The organism is Cupriavidus necator N-1 (assembly GCF_000219215.1).
In the GTDB taxonomy this organism is placed as follows: domain Bacteria; phylum Pseudomonadota; class Gammaproteobacteria; order Burkholderiales; family Burkholderiaceae; genus Cupriavidus; species Cupriavidus necator.
Window position 1 is genome coordinate 2,680,201 of record NC_015726.1, and the last position, 14,895, is coordinate 2,695,095.

At 67.7% G+C, this 14,895-nt stretch carries 13 protein-coding genes; 8 read left to right on the forward strand and 5 right to left on the reverse strand.

Features of this window, described 5'->3' with window-relative positions:
• Positions 1 to 802 precede the first annotated feature (802 nt).
• On the forward strand, positions 803 to 2,749 hold the full coding sequence (locus CNE_RS12630; protein ID WP_041228040.1) for a DEAD/DEAH box helicase: 1,947 nt from the start codon (positions 803 to 805) through the stop codon (positions 2,747 to 2,749).
• An 82-nt stretch (positions 2,750 to 2,831) separates the two neighbouring features.
• On the opposite strand, the gene CNE_RS12635 is transcribed toward CNE_RS12630, so the two are convergent.
• Together CNE_RS12635 and egtD are read right to left on the reverse strand one after the other, a co-directional pair.
• A complete protein-coding gene (locus CNE_RS12635; protein WP_013957502.1) occupies positions 2,832 to 4,088 on the reverse strand; it encodes an SUMF1/EgtB/PvdO family nonheme iron enzyme in 1,257 nt (418 codons plus the stop codon).
• Between the two features lie 143 nt (positions 4,089 to 4,231).
• A complete protein-coding gene (gene egtD / locus CNE_RS12640) occupies positions 4,232 to 5,329 on the reverse strand; it encodes an L-histidine N(alpha)-methyltransferase (protein WP_013957503.1) in 1,098 nt (365 codons plus the stop codon).
• A gap of 520 nt (positions 5,330 to 5,849) precedes the next feature.
• Here egtD and CNE_RS12645 point away from each other — a divergent pair.
• The 3 genes from CNE_RS12645 to CNE_RS12655 all read left to right on the forward strand — a co-directional run bounded on the left by CNE_RS12645 (position 5,850) and on the right by CNE_RS12655 (position 7,986).
• Complete coding sequence (locus CNE_RS12645) at positions 5,850 to 6,551, forward strand: TerC family protein (RefSeq protein WP_013957504.1); 702 nt, start codon at positions 5,850 to 5,852, stop codon at positions 6,549 to 6,551.
• Positions 6,552 to 6,694: 143 nt separating this feature from the next.
• Positions 6,695 to 7,489, forward strand: a complete 795-nt coding sequence (locus CNE_RS12650) for a thymidylate synthase (protein WP_041228042.1) — start codon at positions 6,695 to 6,697, stop codon at positions 7,487 to 7,489.
• Positions 7,486 to 7,986 (forward strand): dihydrofolate reductase, encoded by a 501-nt coding sequence (locus tag CNE_RS12655; RefSeq protein ID WP_013957506.1) that lies wholly within the window; start codon positions 7,486 to 7,488, stop codon positions 7,984 to 7,986. The genes CNE_RS12650 and CNE_RS12655 overlap by 4 nt, the downstream gene beginning before the upstream one ends.
• Before the next feature lie 65 nt (positions 7,987 to 8,051).
• Here CNE_RS12655 and pmbA read toward each other — a convergent pair whose 3' ends face one another.
• Positions 8,052 to 9,419, reverse strand: coding sequence for a metalloprotease PmbA (pmbA, locus tag CNE_RS12660; protein WP_013957507.1), 1,368 nt, complete (start codon positions 9,417 to 9,419; stop codon positions 8,052 to 8,054).
• Positions 9,420 to 9,468: 49 nt separating this feature from the next.
• On the opposite strand from pmbA, the gene yjgA reads away from it, so the two are divergent.
• Complete coding sequence (gene yjgA / locus CNE_RS12665; protein ID WP_013957508.1) at positions 9,469 to 10,089, forward strand: ribosome biogenesis factor YjgA; 621 nt, start codon at positions 9,469 to 9,471, stop codon at positions 10,087 to 10,089.
• Positions 10,086 to 10,724 carry a molybdopterin adenylyltransferase gene (gene mog / locus CNE_RS12670; RefSeq protein ID WP_013957509.1) on the forward strand — a complete coding sequence of 213 codons (639 nt, stop codon included), beginning with the start codon at positions 10,086 to 10,088 and terminating at the stop codon, positions 10,722 to 10,724. Before yjgA ends, mog begins: the two co-directional genes overlap by 4 nt.
• A gap of 62 nt (positions 10,725 to 10,786) precedes the next feature.
• On the opposite strand, the gene CNE_RS12675 is transcribed toward mog, so the two are convergent.
• Both CNE_RS12675 and orn read right to left on the reverse strand, forming a co-directional pair.
• Positions 10,787 to 11,668, reverse strand: a complete 882-nt coding sequence (locus tag CNE_RS12675; RefSeq protein WP_013957510.1) for an AEC family transporter — start codon at positions 11,666 to 11,668, stop codon at positions 10,787 to 10,789.
• Positions 11,669 to 11,790: 122 nt separating this feature from the next.
• Positions 11,791 to 12,432 carry an oligoribonuclease gene (gene orn / locus CNE_RS12680; protein WP_013957511.1) on the reverse strand — a complete coding sequence of 214 codons (642 nt, stop codon included), beginning with the start codon at positions 12,430 to 12,432 and terminating at the stop codon, positions 11,791 to 11,793.
• A gap of 225 nt (positions 12,433 to 12,657) precedes the next feature.
• Between orn and CNE_RS12685 the strand changes: the two genes are divergently transcribed.
• Together CNE_RS12685 and rsgA are read left to right on the forward strand one after the other, a co-directional pair.
• Complete coding sequence (locus tag CNE_RS12685; RefSeq protein ID WP_013957512.1) at positions 12,658 to 13,905, forward strand: M48 family metallopeptidase; 1,248 nt, start codon at positions 12,658 to 12,660, stop codon at positions 13,903 to 13,905.
• Positions 13,902 to 14,873, forward strand: coding sequence for a ribosome small subunit-dependent GTPase A (rsgA, locus tag CNE_RS12690; RefSeq protein WP_013957513.1), 972 nt, complete (start codon positions 13,902 to 13,904; stop codon positions 14,871 to 14,873). The genes CNE_RS12685 and rsgA overlap by 4 nt, the downstream gene beginning before the upstream one ends.
• Positions 14,874 to 14,895 lie beyond the last annotated feature (22 nt).

Here is a 14,895-nt window from a genome sequence, read left to right on the forward strand (position 1 = left end):
CCGCCATCGCTGGCGGGCTTTGGATGCGGACGGGCCCGGACCACCTGGGTCACGCGGTCAGCAGTTCGGTCATTCTGTTCCAGGCAGGCTTCCCATGATTCCGCCCATGAAGCATGACGCGGACGCCCATCCGGACCACCCGGATAGTCGCAGGAAGACTGGCGCGTGGAGTCAATGACCGCAGTGCTCGCCGCGAACAGCGGCGCAATGCCGCTGTAGGAGGTCAAGCGGGAGCGTTTTTCGTCCGCCCCGTGCGGGCATCCTGTGAGCTCGCGCCTCCAGTATAGGCGGGGGTTTCAGCCTTGCAACCCGGCCGGGGCCGGGGCGGCGCGGGCCTGCCGGGAAGGTGACTGGCGCCTGACATATCCGGTTACGTTTTCGCAGTGCAACAAAAATTCCGTACTCTGCTATAATCCGCGCCGTGAGTTTCGCAACTGTGAGATCCGCCAAACGCCCGGCTTCCTGCCGCGGCGAATCCGCTGCCCTCCCAAGCTCTGTTTCCTCGCTGCCGGACGCCTAGTCATCACTTCATGGCCCCAGCCGCCCAGCAGAACGCACCGCTCACCTGACGTCGCCTCGTCTCCGATCCTGTTGAACAGCCTGAAACCTGAGCTGTTTGCCTGCCAGGGATACGGCCGGACCGCCTAGCGGGACCAGCCACCACCCTGCCTGCCGCCGTACTGCCAGCTGTGTCTGTCGTAACGGCCTCACCGATTGGCGCCGAAGCCTTTTTAAGACTTTGCACTGCGCCCACCCCATTTTGCTTTGCCGGGGTGCCATGCATTTATTTGACCATTCCGACATGACCCAGCACGACATTCGTGCGGAGCAAGCTATTGCCTCCGCGACCGACGCTTCGATCACTTCCGACGCTGCCCAGAGCCCGCTCGACAAGCTCGACGCCCTGCTCAACCCCAGCCCGGCAGTTGAAGAGGCCCCGGCCGTGGAAAGCGGTTTCGCCACACTTGGCCTCGATGCGGCCATCCTGCGCGCCCTCTCCGAACTGAATTACAACACGCCCACGCCGGTACAGGCCCAGGCCATCCCGGCCTTCCTGGCCGGCCGCGACCTGCTGGTCTCGAGCCAGACCGGCTCGGGCAAGACCGCCGCGTTCATGCTGCCCGCGATCCAGCGCATCAGCGAAATGCCGGCACCGCAGCGCGCGACCGAGCCCGCCAAGCGCATGAAGGGCAAGCGCCCGCGCCCGTCGCCGGCCCAGCCCGCACTGCTGGTGCTGACCCCGACGCGCGAACTGGCGCTGCAGGTGACCGAAGCCGCCGCCAAGTACGGCCGCAACCTGCGCCGCATCGTCTGCGCCAGCATCCTGGGCGGCATGCCCTACCCTAAGCAGCTGGCCGCGCTGGCCAAGATGCCTGACATCCTGGTGGCCACGCCGGGCCGCCTGCTCGACCATATCGACGCTGGCCGCATCGACCTGTCGGCCCTGCAGATGCTGGTGTTCGACGAAGCCGACCGCATGCTGGACATGGGCTTTGCCGACGACATCGACGCCATCGTCAATGCCACGCCGGCTTCGCGCCAGACGCTGATGTTCTCGGCCACGCTGGATGCGCGCATTGCCCAACTGGCCTCGCGCCAGCTGCGCGACCCGCAACGCATCGAGATCGCCGCGGCCCGCGCCGACCAGAGCCATATCGAGCAGCGCCTGCACTTCACCGACGACATGTCGCACAAGGAACGCCTGCTGGACCACCTGCTGCGCGACGCGACGCTCAAGCAAGCCATCGTCTTCACCGCGACCAAGCGCGATGCCGATTCGCTGGCCGAGCGCCTGTCCGACACCGGCTTCTCGGCCGGCGCACTGCACGGCGACATGACCCAGGGCGCGCGCAACCGCACCCTGACCGCGCTGCGCCGCGGCAACCTGCGCGTGCTGGTGGCCACCGACGTGGCCGCGCGCGGCATCGACGTGCCCGATATCACCCACGTGGTCAACTTCGACCTGCCCAAGCAGGCCGAGGACTACGTGCACCGCATCGGCCGTACCGGCCGTGCGGGCCGCTCGGGCACCGCCATCAACCTGGTGAACCACAACGACATGTTCCAGTGGAAGCGCATCGAGCGCTTCACCAACCAGCGCATCGACGCTTCGGTGATCGAAGGCCTGGAGCCGCGCCGTTCGCCCAAGCCGCGTTCCAACTTCGGCGGCAAGCCGGGCGGCGGCCGCGGTGACTTCCGCGGCAATGGCGGCGGCTACCGTGGCGGCGAACGCAGCTTCGGCGACCGCAAGTTCGGCGGCGGCGAGAACCGCACCGGCTTCGGCGAGCGCAAGTTCAGCGGCGAGAGCCGTGGCTTCGGCAACCGCCCGGAAGGCGCGCGCCCGTTCGGTGACGACAACCGCGGCGGCTTCGGCAATCGTGAAGGCGGCTACCGTGGCCAGGGCCAGGGCGGCCAGGGCGCTGGCTACCGCGGCGCCAGCGACGGTGCGCGTGGCTTCGGCAACCGCGAAGGCGGCCGCAGCTTCGGCGACGACAACCGCGGTGGTTTCGGCAACCGCGACGGCGCCGCCCCCCGCAGCTTTGGCGACAATAACCGTGGTGGCTTCGGCGACCGCACCGGCGGCGGCTATCGTGGCAACACCGGTGCCAGCACCGGTGGCAACGGCGAAGGCCGCAGCTTCGGTAACCGCGACGGCAACCGTGACGGCAATCGCAGCTTTGGCGGCGGTTTCGGCGGCAATGGCGGCGGCAACGGCAACCGCAACAGCCGCTCGCGCTACGAGCGTTGATGCGGTGGTGCGCTAAGCGCACCTGCCAGGCAGAAGAAAGGGCACCATCGGGTGCCCTTTTTTTGTTGTCGCCTACAGCCCGCTACAGCGCGCAGGTGCGAAAGCCGATGAAGGAAAGATCATCCTCCGGCAACCGCGCCCACCTTGCCCGCACATGGCGCAGCCGCGCGGGGCTGGCGAACGACACACCGCGCACCGCCTGGTGCGTGCCAAAGCGCCCCACCACCTCGCTGTCGGACGTCGCGGAGGCAAATCCCGCGTACGGCTCATAGGGCGTGGCAGTCCACTCGCGCAGCGCCCCCCACTGCAGGCCGCGGTTCTGCGTCGCGGCGAGTTCCCATTCCGATTCCGCCGGCAGGCGCCGCCCCGCCCACACGCACCACGCCTGCGCCTCGTACAGCGTGACGTGGCGCACCGCCTCGTCCGGATTGAGCGTGCGCAGCGTGCCGAAGCGCTCCACCATCCAGGCGCGCGATTCCGGATGGCGCGACCAGTAGCGCGGTGCCGAGCGTTCCTGCGTCATCAGCCACTGGCGCCCCGCTGCCGACCACCACGCCGGGTGCTCATAGCCGCCGTCCTCGACGAACTCGAGGAATTGCGCGTTGCTGACCGGTGCCATGTCCATTTCAAACGCGGGGACATAGGTGGGCTGCGGCGGCAGTTCATCCGGCCAGGCAAAGCCGTCGGGATCGCTCCAGCCGAGGGTGAAGCGACCGCCCGGGAAATGCAGGGTGCCGCCATGCCCCGCAGGCTGCACCGGACCGGCGCCGATGGCCTCCGTGGGCGCCATGCCCAGCGCCTGCAACAGCGCGGCCACGCCTTCGCCCTGGGCATCCTCATGCAGCAGCGCGCGGCGGTACGGGTACAGGGTCAGGTCGTTGTCGTCGGGCAGCAGCGCAATCCGGCGCAGCACGCCGTCGAGCACGTCGGCGGCATAGCGCTTGACCACTGCGACGTCGGGCAGCGTGATCTCCCAGCGCTCGTCGGGGCCGATGCGGTCCGGGTCGAACCACTCGTCGGCGCCGTCCAGCAGCGATTGTTCGGTCGCCACCGGCACCGGCACGCCGCCGCGGTCCACCTGGCGCACGCCGCGCAGGCACCACCACTCCGCATGCCAGGCCACGTGCCCGAGCGTCCACAACGGCGGATCGGCATCGTACTGATGCGGCACGTCCCAGGCGCGGCGCGTCTGCCCGAACGGTGCCAGCCACGCCAGCGTGCGGTTGCGCGCATCGACCAGCGCCTGCGCCAGCCCTTCGCGCGGCAGCCGGCGCGGGTCGGACCAGGTCGCCTTGCCGCCGGTGAAGTAGAGATCGGGAAGCATGGGAAAGCCGCTCATCGGGAAAGTCCGTGCAGGGAGTGAACAGTGGACAGGCAGTGACCGAAGCAGGCAACTGCTGGCCTGGCGCTCGCACGCCAGGCCGGCTGCGGCCATTATGACACTACCTGCCATCCCTGCCGGACGGCGCCCGCGCGGGCGGATCAGCCGCGCGCGTGGAACACGGCGAACCAGCCGCTCGGGTCGGTCCAGTACACCGGGTCGTCAAACCCGGCGGCTTCCAGCAAGAGCGTGAAGTCCTCCGGGCGGTATTTGTAGGAGTCCTCGGTATGGATCCGTTCGCCGGCGGCAAACTGGCGCGCGCCGCCCTGCCACTGCACGCGCACGTCGCGGCACGCCTGCAGATGCATCTGGATGCGCGATGCCGCGCGGTCGAAGCTCGCCACATGGCGCCAGTCGTCCAGCGAGAAATCCGTGCCGACGATGCGGTTCACGTTGCGCAGCACGTTGCGGTTGAACGCGGCGGTGACGCCCAGCGCATCGTCATAGGCCGACACCAGCGTGGCTTCGTCCTTGTGCAGGTCGACCCCGATCAGCACGCCGTCGCCGCGCCCGGCGGCGCCGCGCATGCGCTGCAGCAATGCCAGGGCCTCGACCGGGGCGAAATTGCCGATGCTCGAGCCCGGATAGAAGAACAGCCGCCTGCCGCGCCTGACGTTGGCGGGCAGATCGAACGGCGCGCACAGGTCGGCGCCCAGGCCCAGCATCGGGATCTCGGGATGCTGCTGCTGCAGCGACGACAGCGTCGCGCGCAGGAACTCCACCGAGATATCCAGCGCCACGTACTGCGCCGGGCGCAGGCTGCCGAAGAGCCTGGCAGCCTTTTCGCAATTGCCCGCTCCCAGGTCCACCAGCACGCAGCCGCTGCCGGCACGCGCGGCGATGGCCGGCGCCGCGCCGGCAAAGATCGCGGCCTCGGTGCGGGTCGGATAGTACTCAGGCAGGTCGGTGATGGCCTCGAACAGGCGCGAGCCCAGCACGTCGTAGAAGAACTTGGGGCTGATGGCGGCCTGCCCGGCGCGCAGCCCGGCCAGCACCTGCTCGCGCAGCGCGCCGCTGTCCTCGCGGTACTGCTGCACGAACTCCGGCTGGGGCGGCGGCCAGTGCGCGCGGCCATTGGCCAGCGCGACCAGGGCGGGCGGTGCGGCCGCATGGCCGTTGTGGTGGTTCAGGGGAGGGAGAGGTGTCTGCGGGGCTTTGTTCTGGAAGGGGGTATTCGGCGGATTCGGGACAGCCGGCATGTCGTTTCCTTGTGTGGTCGCGAATGGTCACTGCTTCACTGCGTATTCCCCAAGGCCGCGCTGTGCATGTCGTGCGCGCCGGTCTCCGCAACACCTCCCTGTGCCGTCCGGGACGCGTCGGGCGAAGCCGAACTTAAAGAATAGGCCCATCCGGGGGATCGCGCACCGCCCGATCCTCCTATGCGCCGTATGCAACACATCAAGAACCTTGAGTCAGTATCTTTCCTGATGAGCCATATCCGTTGCAGTTCGTTTATAATGCGGCCGAACGCGATCCCAACGGGTCGTGTCCCTCAAAGGGGAGTAGCTCCGGGGCCCATGCCCTTAGCACAATCGTCATTCCGGGACCTGTGTCCCCGGTTGTGCTGACCAACGGTGCGCATACCGCGCCTATGGTCGAGCAAGACCTTTGCAACCTGGTTTTCATGGTTTGCAAAGGCGGCCCCAACCCTCCCGTGCTCCAGGAATCCAGGCGAACCCAATACGCGCCCCGCGCGGATTCGTACCCTGAGGAGAGTTCATGGAGTGGTTTACCGATCTATTCACGATGCAGTTCCTGACGGCACTGCTGTCCATCGTCGTCATTGACCTGGTGCTGGCTGGCGACAATGCCATCGTGATCGCCCTGGCGGCGCGCAACCTGCCCCCCCACCTGCAGAAAAAGGCCATCATCTGGGGTACCGTCGGTGCCGTGGTGGTGCGCTCGGCCATGACGATCGGCGTGGTCTGGCTGCTGAAGATTCCGGGGCTGATGCTGGTTGGCGGCCTGGCGCTGGTGTGGATTGCCTACAAGCTGCTGTCCGATGAAGGCGACGGCGAAGGGCACGGCTCGGGCGCCTCGACCCTGTGGGGCGCAATGAAGACCATCATCATCGCCGACGCGGTGATGGGCGTGGACAACGTGCTGGCCGTGGCCGGTGCCGCGCACGGCAGCTTCCTGCTGGTGGTGCTGGGCCTGCTGATCAGCATCCCCATCGTGGTATGGGGCTCGAGCCTGGTGCTAAAGCTGATGAGCCGCTTCCCGGTCATCATCTACCTGGGCGCGGGCGTGCTGGCGTTCACCGCGGTCAAGATGATCGTGCACGAGCCGATGATCAAGGCGTTCTTCGAAGCCAACCCGGTGGTCAACTGGGGCCTGTACGTGCTGATCGTCGGCGGCGTGCTGGGCGCCGGCTACCTGGTGCAGAAGCGCCGCGTGCAGCAACCGGCCAGCAGCCACTAAGGCGGCAAGCCGTGCCAGGCATGGCCGGGGCGCCCGCTCCTGCCATGCCGGTGAAGGGCCATCCTGAGGGATGGCCCTTTTGCTTTAAAATGCCAGCTTTGCGGGACCAGCGCCCGCGTCACTTCCGATCCCGCCCCGCGCCGATGAAACAGTACCTCGACTTCATGCGCCATGTGTACGAGCATGGCACCGACAAGGCCGACCGCACCGGCACCGGCACGCGCTCGGTGTTCGGCTACCAGATGCGCTTCGACCTGCGCGCAGGCTTCCCGGTGGTGACCACCAAGAAGCTGCACCTGAAGTCCATCATCCTGGAGCTGCTGTGGTTCCTGCAGGGCTCGACCAACGTGCGCTGGCTGCAGGAGCACGGCGTCACCATCTGGGACGAGTGGGCCGACGAGAACGGCGAACTGGGTCCGGTCTACGGCTCGCAGTGGCGCTCGTGGCCGGCCCCGGACGGCCGCCATATCGACCAGATCTCCGACCTGGTGGCGCAGATCCGCGCCAACCCGGATTCGCGCCGCCTGATCGTATCGGCCTGGAACGTGGCCGACATCCCGCGCATGAAGCTGCCGCCCTGCCACGCGTTCTTCCAGTTCTACGTGGCCGATGGCCGGCTGTCGTGCCAGCTCTACCAGCGCAGCGCCGATATCTTCCTGGGCGTGCCGTTCAATATCGCCAGCTATGCGCTGCTGACCCACATGATGGCGCAGCAGACCGGGCTGGAAGTGGGCGACTTCGTCTGGACCGGCGGCGACTGCCATCTGTACAACAACCATTTTGAGCAGGTGCAGACCCAGCTGGCGCGCGAGCCGCTGGCGCTGCCGCAGCTGAAGATCCTGCGCAAGCCCGACAGCATCTTCGACTACCGCTACGAAGACTTTGAACTGGCCGGCTACCAGTCGCACGCCGCCATCAAGGCACCGGTGGCCGTATGACGCTGCTGACACTGGTCGTCGCCCGCGCCCGCAACAACACCATCGGCCGCGACAACACGCTGCCGTGGCGCTTGCCGGAAGACCTGGCGCACTTCAAGCGCACCACCATGGGCGCGCCCGTGATCATGGGCCGCAAGACCTGGGACTCGATAGGCCGCCCGCTGCCGGGGCGCCGCAATATCGTGGTCAGCCGCAACCCGGACCTGCGCATCGAGGGTGCCGAGGTGGCGGCCTCGCTGGAAGACGCCCAGCGCCTGTGCGTCGGCGCGGAGCAGATCTTCCTGATCGGCGGCGCGCAGCTCTACGCCGAGGCCATGCCGTCCGCGGACCGGCTGGTGGTGACCGAGATCGACGCGGACGTGGAAGGCGATGCCTTCTTCCCGGCGATTGACCGCACCCAATGGATTGAAACCGCGCGCGAAACGCATCATTCGGAGGCGAATGGCTTCGACTATGCCTTCGTCACGTATGAGCGGCCGCCGTCGGACGAGTCGTAAGGCGTTGCGCGGGCAATAAAAAGCAGGCCGGCCGGCCTGCTTTTTCTTTGGGCGGCACGCGCCGCTCACGTGCCGGCAATCGTCATCTGCTCAAGCAGGATCGAGCCGGTTTCCTTGGTGCCGCGCACCAGCGCATCCGCGCCGATGGCGACGATCTGCTGGAACATCTCGGCCATATTGCCGGCGATGGTGATCTCCTCCACCGGGTACTGGATCACGCCGTTCTCGACCCAGTAGCCCGAGGCGCCGCGCGAATAGTCGCCGGTCACGTAGTTGACGCCCTGCCCCATCAGTTCGGTCACCAGCAGGCCGGTGCCGAGCTTGCGCAGCATCGCCGGGAAGTCGTCGCCGGGCTCGGTCAGCGAGCTGGTCAGCGTCAGGTTGTGCGAGCCGCCGGCGTTGCCGGTGGTCTGCATGCCGAGCTTGCGCGCGGAATAGGTCGACAGGAAATAGCCCTGCACCACGCCGTCGCGCACCACGTCGCGGGCACGGGTGCGCACGCCTTCCTCGTCGAACGGGGCGCTGCCCATGGCGCCGGGGGTATGCGGCTGCTCGTGGATCTGGATATGCGGCGCAAACACGGCCTGGCCCAGCGAATCGCACAGGAACGTGGATTTGCGGTACAGCGCGCCGCCCGACACCGCCTGCACGAAGGCACCCAGCAGCCCCGCGGCCAGCGGCGCCTCGAACAGCACCGGGCAGCGGCGCGTGGACAACTGGCGCGCCTGCAGCCGCGCCAGCGCGCGCTCGGCGGCGTAGCGGCCGATATCCTCGGGCGCGGCCAGCGCCAGCGGCGAACGCTTGGACGAGTACCAGTCATCGCGCTGCATGCCACTGCCGCTGCCGGCGATCGGCGCGCACGAGATGAAATGGCGCGAATACGGATAGCCGCCCGAGAAGCCGCGCGTGGTCGCCAGCACGAACTGCGAATGCTGCGCCGACACGCTGGCGCCGTCGCTGTTGCGGATGCGCGGCGACACCGCGAAGGCGGCGGCCTCGGCGCGGGTCGCGATGTCGATGGCGCGCTCGGCGTCCAGCGCCCACGGGTGGAACAGTTCCAGGTCCTGTGGCGCGCGTTCCAGCAGTTCTTCCTCGGCCAGGCCGGCGCAATCGTCTTCGGCCGTGAAGCGGGCGATGTTGTAGGCGGCCTCGGCGGTGGCGCGCAGCGCGGCCGGCGAGAAGTCCGAGGTGCTGGCATTGCCGCGGCGCTTGCCGATCATGACCGTGACCCCGACCACCTTGTCGCGGTTCTGCTCGATGGTTTCCACCTGCCCCTTGCGTACCGATACCGACAGGCCGCTGCCTTCGGAGATCTCGGTGGCGGCGTCGGTCGCCCCAAGTTCGCGTGCAACGCGCAGCACATCGGCGGCCATCTCGCTGAGCTGGGCCTGGGTGTAGGTGAAGTGCGCGGTCTGTTCTGCGATCTGGTCCATGCTGGGCGGGTGTCATCAAAAGTCCAAGCGGCAATCATAGCAAGATAAAATGCCGGGCATGACGCGAAATTCCCGTAATCCGAATGGCTCGCGCTTTCCCGGAGGCTTTGCGCCCGAACCGGAAGACGACGAACCGAAAAGCAAGTCGCAGCGCAAGCGCGACATGACCGCCCTGCAGGACCTTGGCGCCGAGCTGGAAGCGCTGGCCAAGGACCGCCTGGCGCGCGTGCCCATGCCCGAAGCGCTGGCCGACGCCATCCACCAGGCCCGCCGCATCAACAGCCACGAAGGCAAGCGCCGCCAGATGCAGTTCGTGGGCAAGATCATGCGCGGCCTCGAGGACGAAGAGGTCGAGGTGATCCGGCAAGCGCTGGAGGGCTTCAAGGGCACCAGCAAGGCCGAAACCGCCCGCATGCACCTGATCGAGCGCTGGCGCGAGCTGCTGCTGGCCGACGACGCGGCGCTGACGCGCTTCCTCGCCGAGCATCCCGGCATCGACGTGCAGGCGCTGCGCAACACCATCCGCAACGCGCGCAAGGAAAAGGAGCAAAGCAAGCCGCCGCGCTATTTCCGCGAGCTGTTCCAGGCGATCAAGACGGCGCTGGACGTGAAGGACGGCAAGGCCGGCGCCGCCGAGGACCAACCCCCTACCCCGGAGCCCGAGGCATGACCCAGACCACGCAGCCGGTAGTCCGCAACCATCCCGACGAACTCGTTGTCGGCTTCGTTTCGATCTCGGACCGCGCCTCGGCCGGTACCTACCAGGACGAAGGCATCCCGGCGCTGCGCGAGTGGTTCGGGCGCACGCTGACCACGCCCTGGCAGGCGGTGGAGCGGCTGATCCCGGACGAGCAGGCGCAGATCTCGCGCACCCTGATCGACCTGGTCGACGTGGCCGGCTGCGACCTGGTGCTGACCACCGGCGGCACCGGCCCGGCGCGCCGCGACGTGACGCCCGAGGCCACGCTGGCCGTGGGTACCAAGGAAATGCCCGGCTTTGGCGAGCAGATGCGCCAGGTCAGCCTGCATTTCGTGCCGACCGCGATCCTGTCGCGCCAGGTGGCGGTGATCCGCGAGACCGCCAGCCGCGCCGCGCTGATCGTCAACCTGCCCGGCCAGCCGCGCGCCATCCGCGAGACCCTGGAAGGCCTGCGCGATGCCGATGGCAAGGCCGTGGTGCAAGGGATCTTTGCTGCGGTGCCGTATTGCATCGACCTGATCGGCGGCCCCTATATGGAAACCGACGAAGCCGTGGTCAAGGCCTGGCGCCCGAAGAACGCCGTGCGGGCCAAGCCCACGGCGTAATCTCACCAATCTCACCAATCGCCCGCAGGCGCCCGCCTGCGGGCTTCCCCCCTCCCCGCGCCTCAGCGCAAGCCCAGGTACAACCCCACCGGCACGAACACCACCGCGGCGATATTGCCCAGCAGCACGATCGACGCCACCTGGTCCGGCTCCTGCCGGAAATGGTCCGCCACCAGGAAGTTCAGCACCGCCGGCGGCAGCGCGGCAAACACAAAGAGCAGGCCACGCTGCAATTCGGTCAACGGCACCCACTGCGCCAGCAGCAGCGCCACCGCGATGCCCGTCAGCGGGCAGGCCACGGCGCCGACCAGGCCCATGCCCCAGTTGCGCAGGCTGACGTCCTTCATCCGCACGCCCAGCGCGAACAGCATCAGCGGCACGGTGGCGTCGCCCAGCAGCTTGACCGACTGGTAGACCGGGTCCGGCAGCGTGAACCATGGCCGCGCCAGCGCCAGCGCCACGCCCGCCACGGTGGCCAGCACCATGGGGTTGCGCGCGATCTGCGCCATCGACGCATGGCGGTTGACGATCTTCATACCGATGGTGAAGTGCATCAGGTTCGATGCCGCGAACAGCGCCACCGCCGGCGCCAGCCCCGCCGGGCCGAAGGCAAATACCGACAGCGGCAGGCCCATGTTGCCGCAGTTGTTGAACATCATCGGCGGCACAAAGGTGCGCGGATCGGCCTTCAGCAGCCGCGCCAGCGCCCACGCCAGCACGCCCGAGCCCAGCACCACCGCCACCGCGCAGCCCAGCAGCACCAGTTGGTCGGCCAGCACGAAATCCTTGCTGACGAAGGCCGATACCACCAGCAGCGGCGCGATCACGTCCAGCGTGGCGCGGTTGATGCCGGCCATGTCCGGATGGGCCTTGCGCCCGTACAGCCACCCGACCAGGATGATCAGAATGACCGGCGTGATGATGGAGACGATGCGCTCAAGCATGGGCAGGCGGGCGGGACGCGCCCCGGGGCAGCGCGCGGCGCCCGGCGGCGGCAACGTGGCCGCCCGGTGCGGGCGTCCCGTCGCTAGTGGTGGGTTGTTGTTCTGGGAGCCGCTGGCCCCGGTTATTGCGCGGGCGTGTCGGCGGCGGGCGTGTCGGCGGCCGGCGCGTCGGCTGCCGGTGCAGCGCCCGGCGCGGTGTGACGGATAAAGTGCGTGCGGTAGTAGCGCAGTTCTTCGACCGATTCCAGGATGTCGGCCAGCGCCGTATGCAGCTGGCGCTTGATAAAGCCTTTGTGGATGGCCGGCTCCCAGCGCTTGCACAGCTCCTTCAGCGTGGACACGTCCAGGTTGCGGTAGTGGAAGAACGCCTCCAGCTTGGGCATGTAGCGCGCCATGAAGCGGCGGTCCTGGCAGATCGAGTTGCCGCACATCGGCGACTTGTTGGCCGGCACCCAGCGCTTGAGGAAGGCCAGCAGTTCGGCCTCGGCCTGCTCTTCGGTCAGGGTCGATGCCTTGACCTTGTCGATCAGGCCCGAGCGGCCGTGGGTGCCCTTGTTCCAGTTGTCCATGCCGTCGAGCACGGCATCGCTCTGGTGGATCACCAGCACTGGGCCTTCGGCCAGGATATTGAGTTCGGAGTCGGTAACGACGATCGCTATTTCGATGATGCGATCGGTATCCGGCTGCAGGCCGGTCATTTCCATGTCCAGCCAGATCAGGTTATTTTCACTTTTGACGGATTTGGCGGTGGCTTGGCTTGTCATCGGGACTGCGGAAGATAGGGATTTCAGGGAAGCGACCGCGGCGGGGCCGGGCGCGAACAATTTATAATTCTCGCATATCCGTCCGGAATGGCCGTTTGCGCACCTGCGCCGGGGCGTTTTCCGGATATCCCGGACCGCCGCCCGCCCCACCCCGGGCCCGGCGGTCCAACGGACGCCCGCCGCACACAATGCCGGGCGCCCGCACCCACAACAAGGCTCTTGCCGATGTTCACGATTGTCTTTCTCGCCGCCCTGGTGCTGATGGTGCTGACCAGGCTCTGGCTGGCCGCCCGCCAGATCCGGCATGTGGCGCAGCACCGCAATGCGGTGCCGCCGCGCTTTGCCGACACCATCACCCTGGCCTCGCACCAGAAGGCCGCGGACTACACCATCGCCCGCACCCGGCTGTCGATGCTCGAGGTGCTGGCCGGGGCCGCGGTGCTGATCGGCTTCACCATGCTCGGCGGGCTGCAGTGGCTCAACCAGTCCTGGTTGGACACTTTCGGCCCGGGCTATGCCTACGGCGTGGCGCTGGTGGCCAGCGTGGCGCTGATCGGCGGGCTGGTCGACCTGCCGTTCTCGCTGTACGGCCAGTTCGGCATCGAGGAGCGCTTCGGCTTCAACAAGATGACGTTCGGCCTGTGGCTGGCCGACGTGACCAAGATGCTGGTGGTGGCGTGCGCGCTGGGCCTGCCGCTGCTGCTGGCGGTGCTGTGGCTGATGGAGCGCGCCGGCTCGCTATGGTGGGTCTGGACCTGGCTGGTGTGGATGGCCTTCAACCTGTTCCTGCTGGTGGTGTTCCCGACCTTTATCGCGCCGCTGTTCAACAAGTTCGAGCCGCTCACCGATGAATCGCTGCGCCAGCGCATCGAGGCCCTGATGAAGCGCTGCGGCTTTGCCAGCAAGGGCCTGTTCGTGATGGACGGCAGCAAGCGCAGCGCCCACGGCAATGCGTATTTCACCGGCTTCGGCGCGGCCAAGCGCATTGTCTTCTTCGATACGCTGCTGGAGCGCCTGTCGGGCGACGAGATCGAGGCGGTGCTGGCACATGAGCTGGGCCACTTCAAGCGCCGCCACGTGGCCAAGCGCATCGTCGTCACCTTTGCGCTGAGCCTGGTGTTCCTGGCGCTGCTGGGCTGGCTGGCCACGCGCAGCTGGTTCTACACCGGGCTGGGCGTGGTGCCCAACCTGGGCGTGTCCAACAACGCGCTGGCGCTGGTGCTGTTCTTCCTGGCGCTGCCGGTGTTCACCTTCCTGCTGGGGCCGCTGTCGAGCCTTTCGTCGCGCCGCCATGAGTTCGAGGCCGATGCCTTTGCCGCCGACCAGACCGATGCCGGCAACCTGGTGTCGGCGCTGGTGAAGCTGTACAAGGACAACGCCTCGACGCTGACGCCCGATCCTCTCTACAGCGCCTTCTACTACTCGCATCCGCCCGCCGCGCAGCGGATCGACCGTCTGCTGGCGCACGCATGAGCCGCGCCACGCGTCACCGCAACGCCGGCGGCGGCAGCCATGCCGGCAAGACCACCGAATCCGCGCTGATCATCGCCGCCCATGGCCGCCATTATGTGGTCGAGCTGGGCGACGGCACGCGCATGCATGCCTTCCCGCGCGGCAAGAAGAGCGACTGCGCGGTGGGCGACCATGTCAGCGTGGAACGCGCCGCCGCCGACCAGTGCGTGATCACCGCGGCCTCGCCGCGCAAGAACCTGCTGCACCGCTCCGACCAGTTCAAGTCCAAGCTGCTGGCCGCCAATATCGACCAGGTCGTGATCGTGCTGGCAACCGAGCCGGGCTTCTCCGAAGACCTGCTCGGCCGCGCGCTGGTGTCGGCCGAGGCGATGGAGATCCGGCCGCTGATCGTGCTCAACAAGACCGACCTGCCCGACCGGCTGGAAGAAGCGCGTGGGCGCCTGGCGCTGTACCGCGGGCTGGGCTACGACACGCTGGAGCTGTCGGTGCGCGCCGACCCGGCGCAGGCGCTGGCCGCGCTCAAGCCGCGCCTGGCGGGGCTGGCCAGCATCCTGATCGGGCAATCGGGCATGGGCAAGTCGTCGCTGCTGAACCTGCTGATTCCGGGCGTGGATGCGCAGACCCGCGAGATCTCGGCCAAGCTTGACTCCGGCAAGCACACCACCACCTTCACGCGGCTCTATCACCTGCCGGCCGAATGGGGCACAGTGGACGGCCGCCAGGGTGCGCTGATCGATTCGCCGGGCTTCCAGGAATTCGGCCTGTACCACCTGAGCGAGGGCATGCTCGAACGCGCCTTCCCGGAGTTCCGGCCGCTGCTGACCGAGTGCCGCTTCTACAACTGCCACCATGTCAACGAGCCCGGCTGCGGCGTGCTGGCCGCGGTCGCATCGGGAGCGATCTCCGAGCGCCGCCACCAGCTCTACATGCAGTTGCTGCACGAATCCAACCAGCAGAAGCCGTGGTAAGGTAAGCGCACCTGGGTTACCC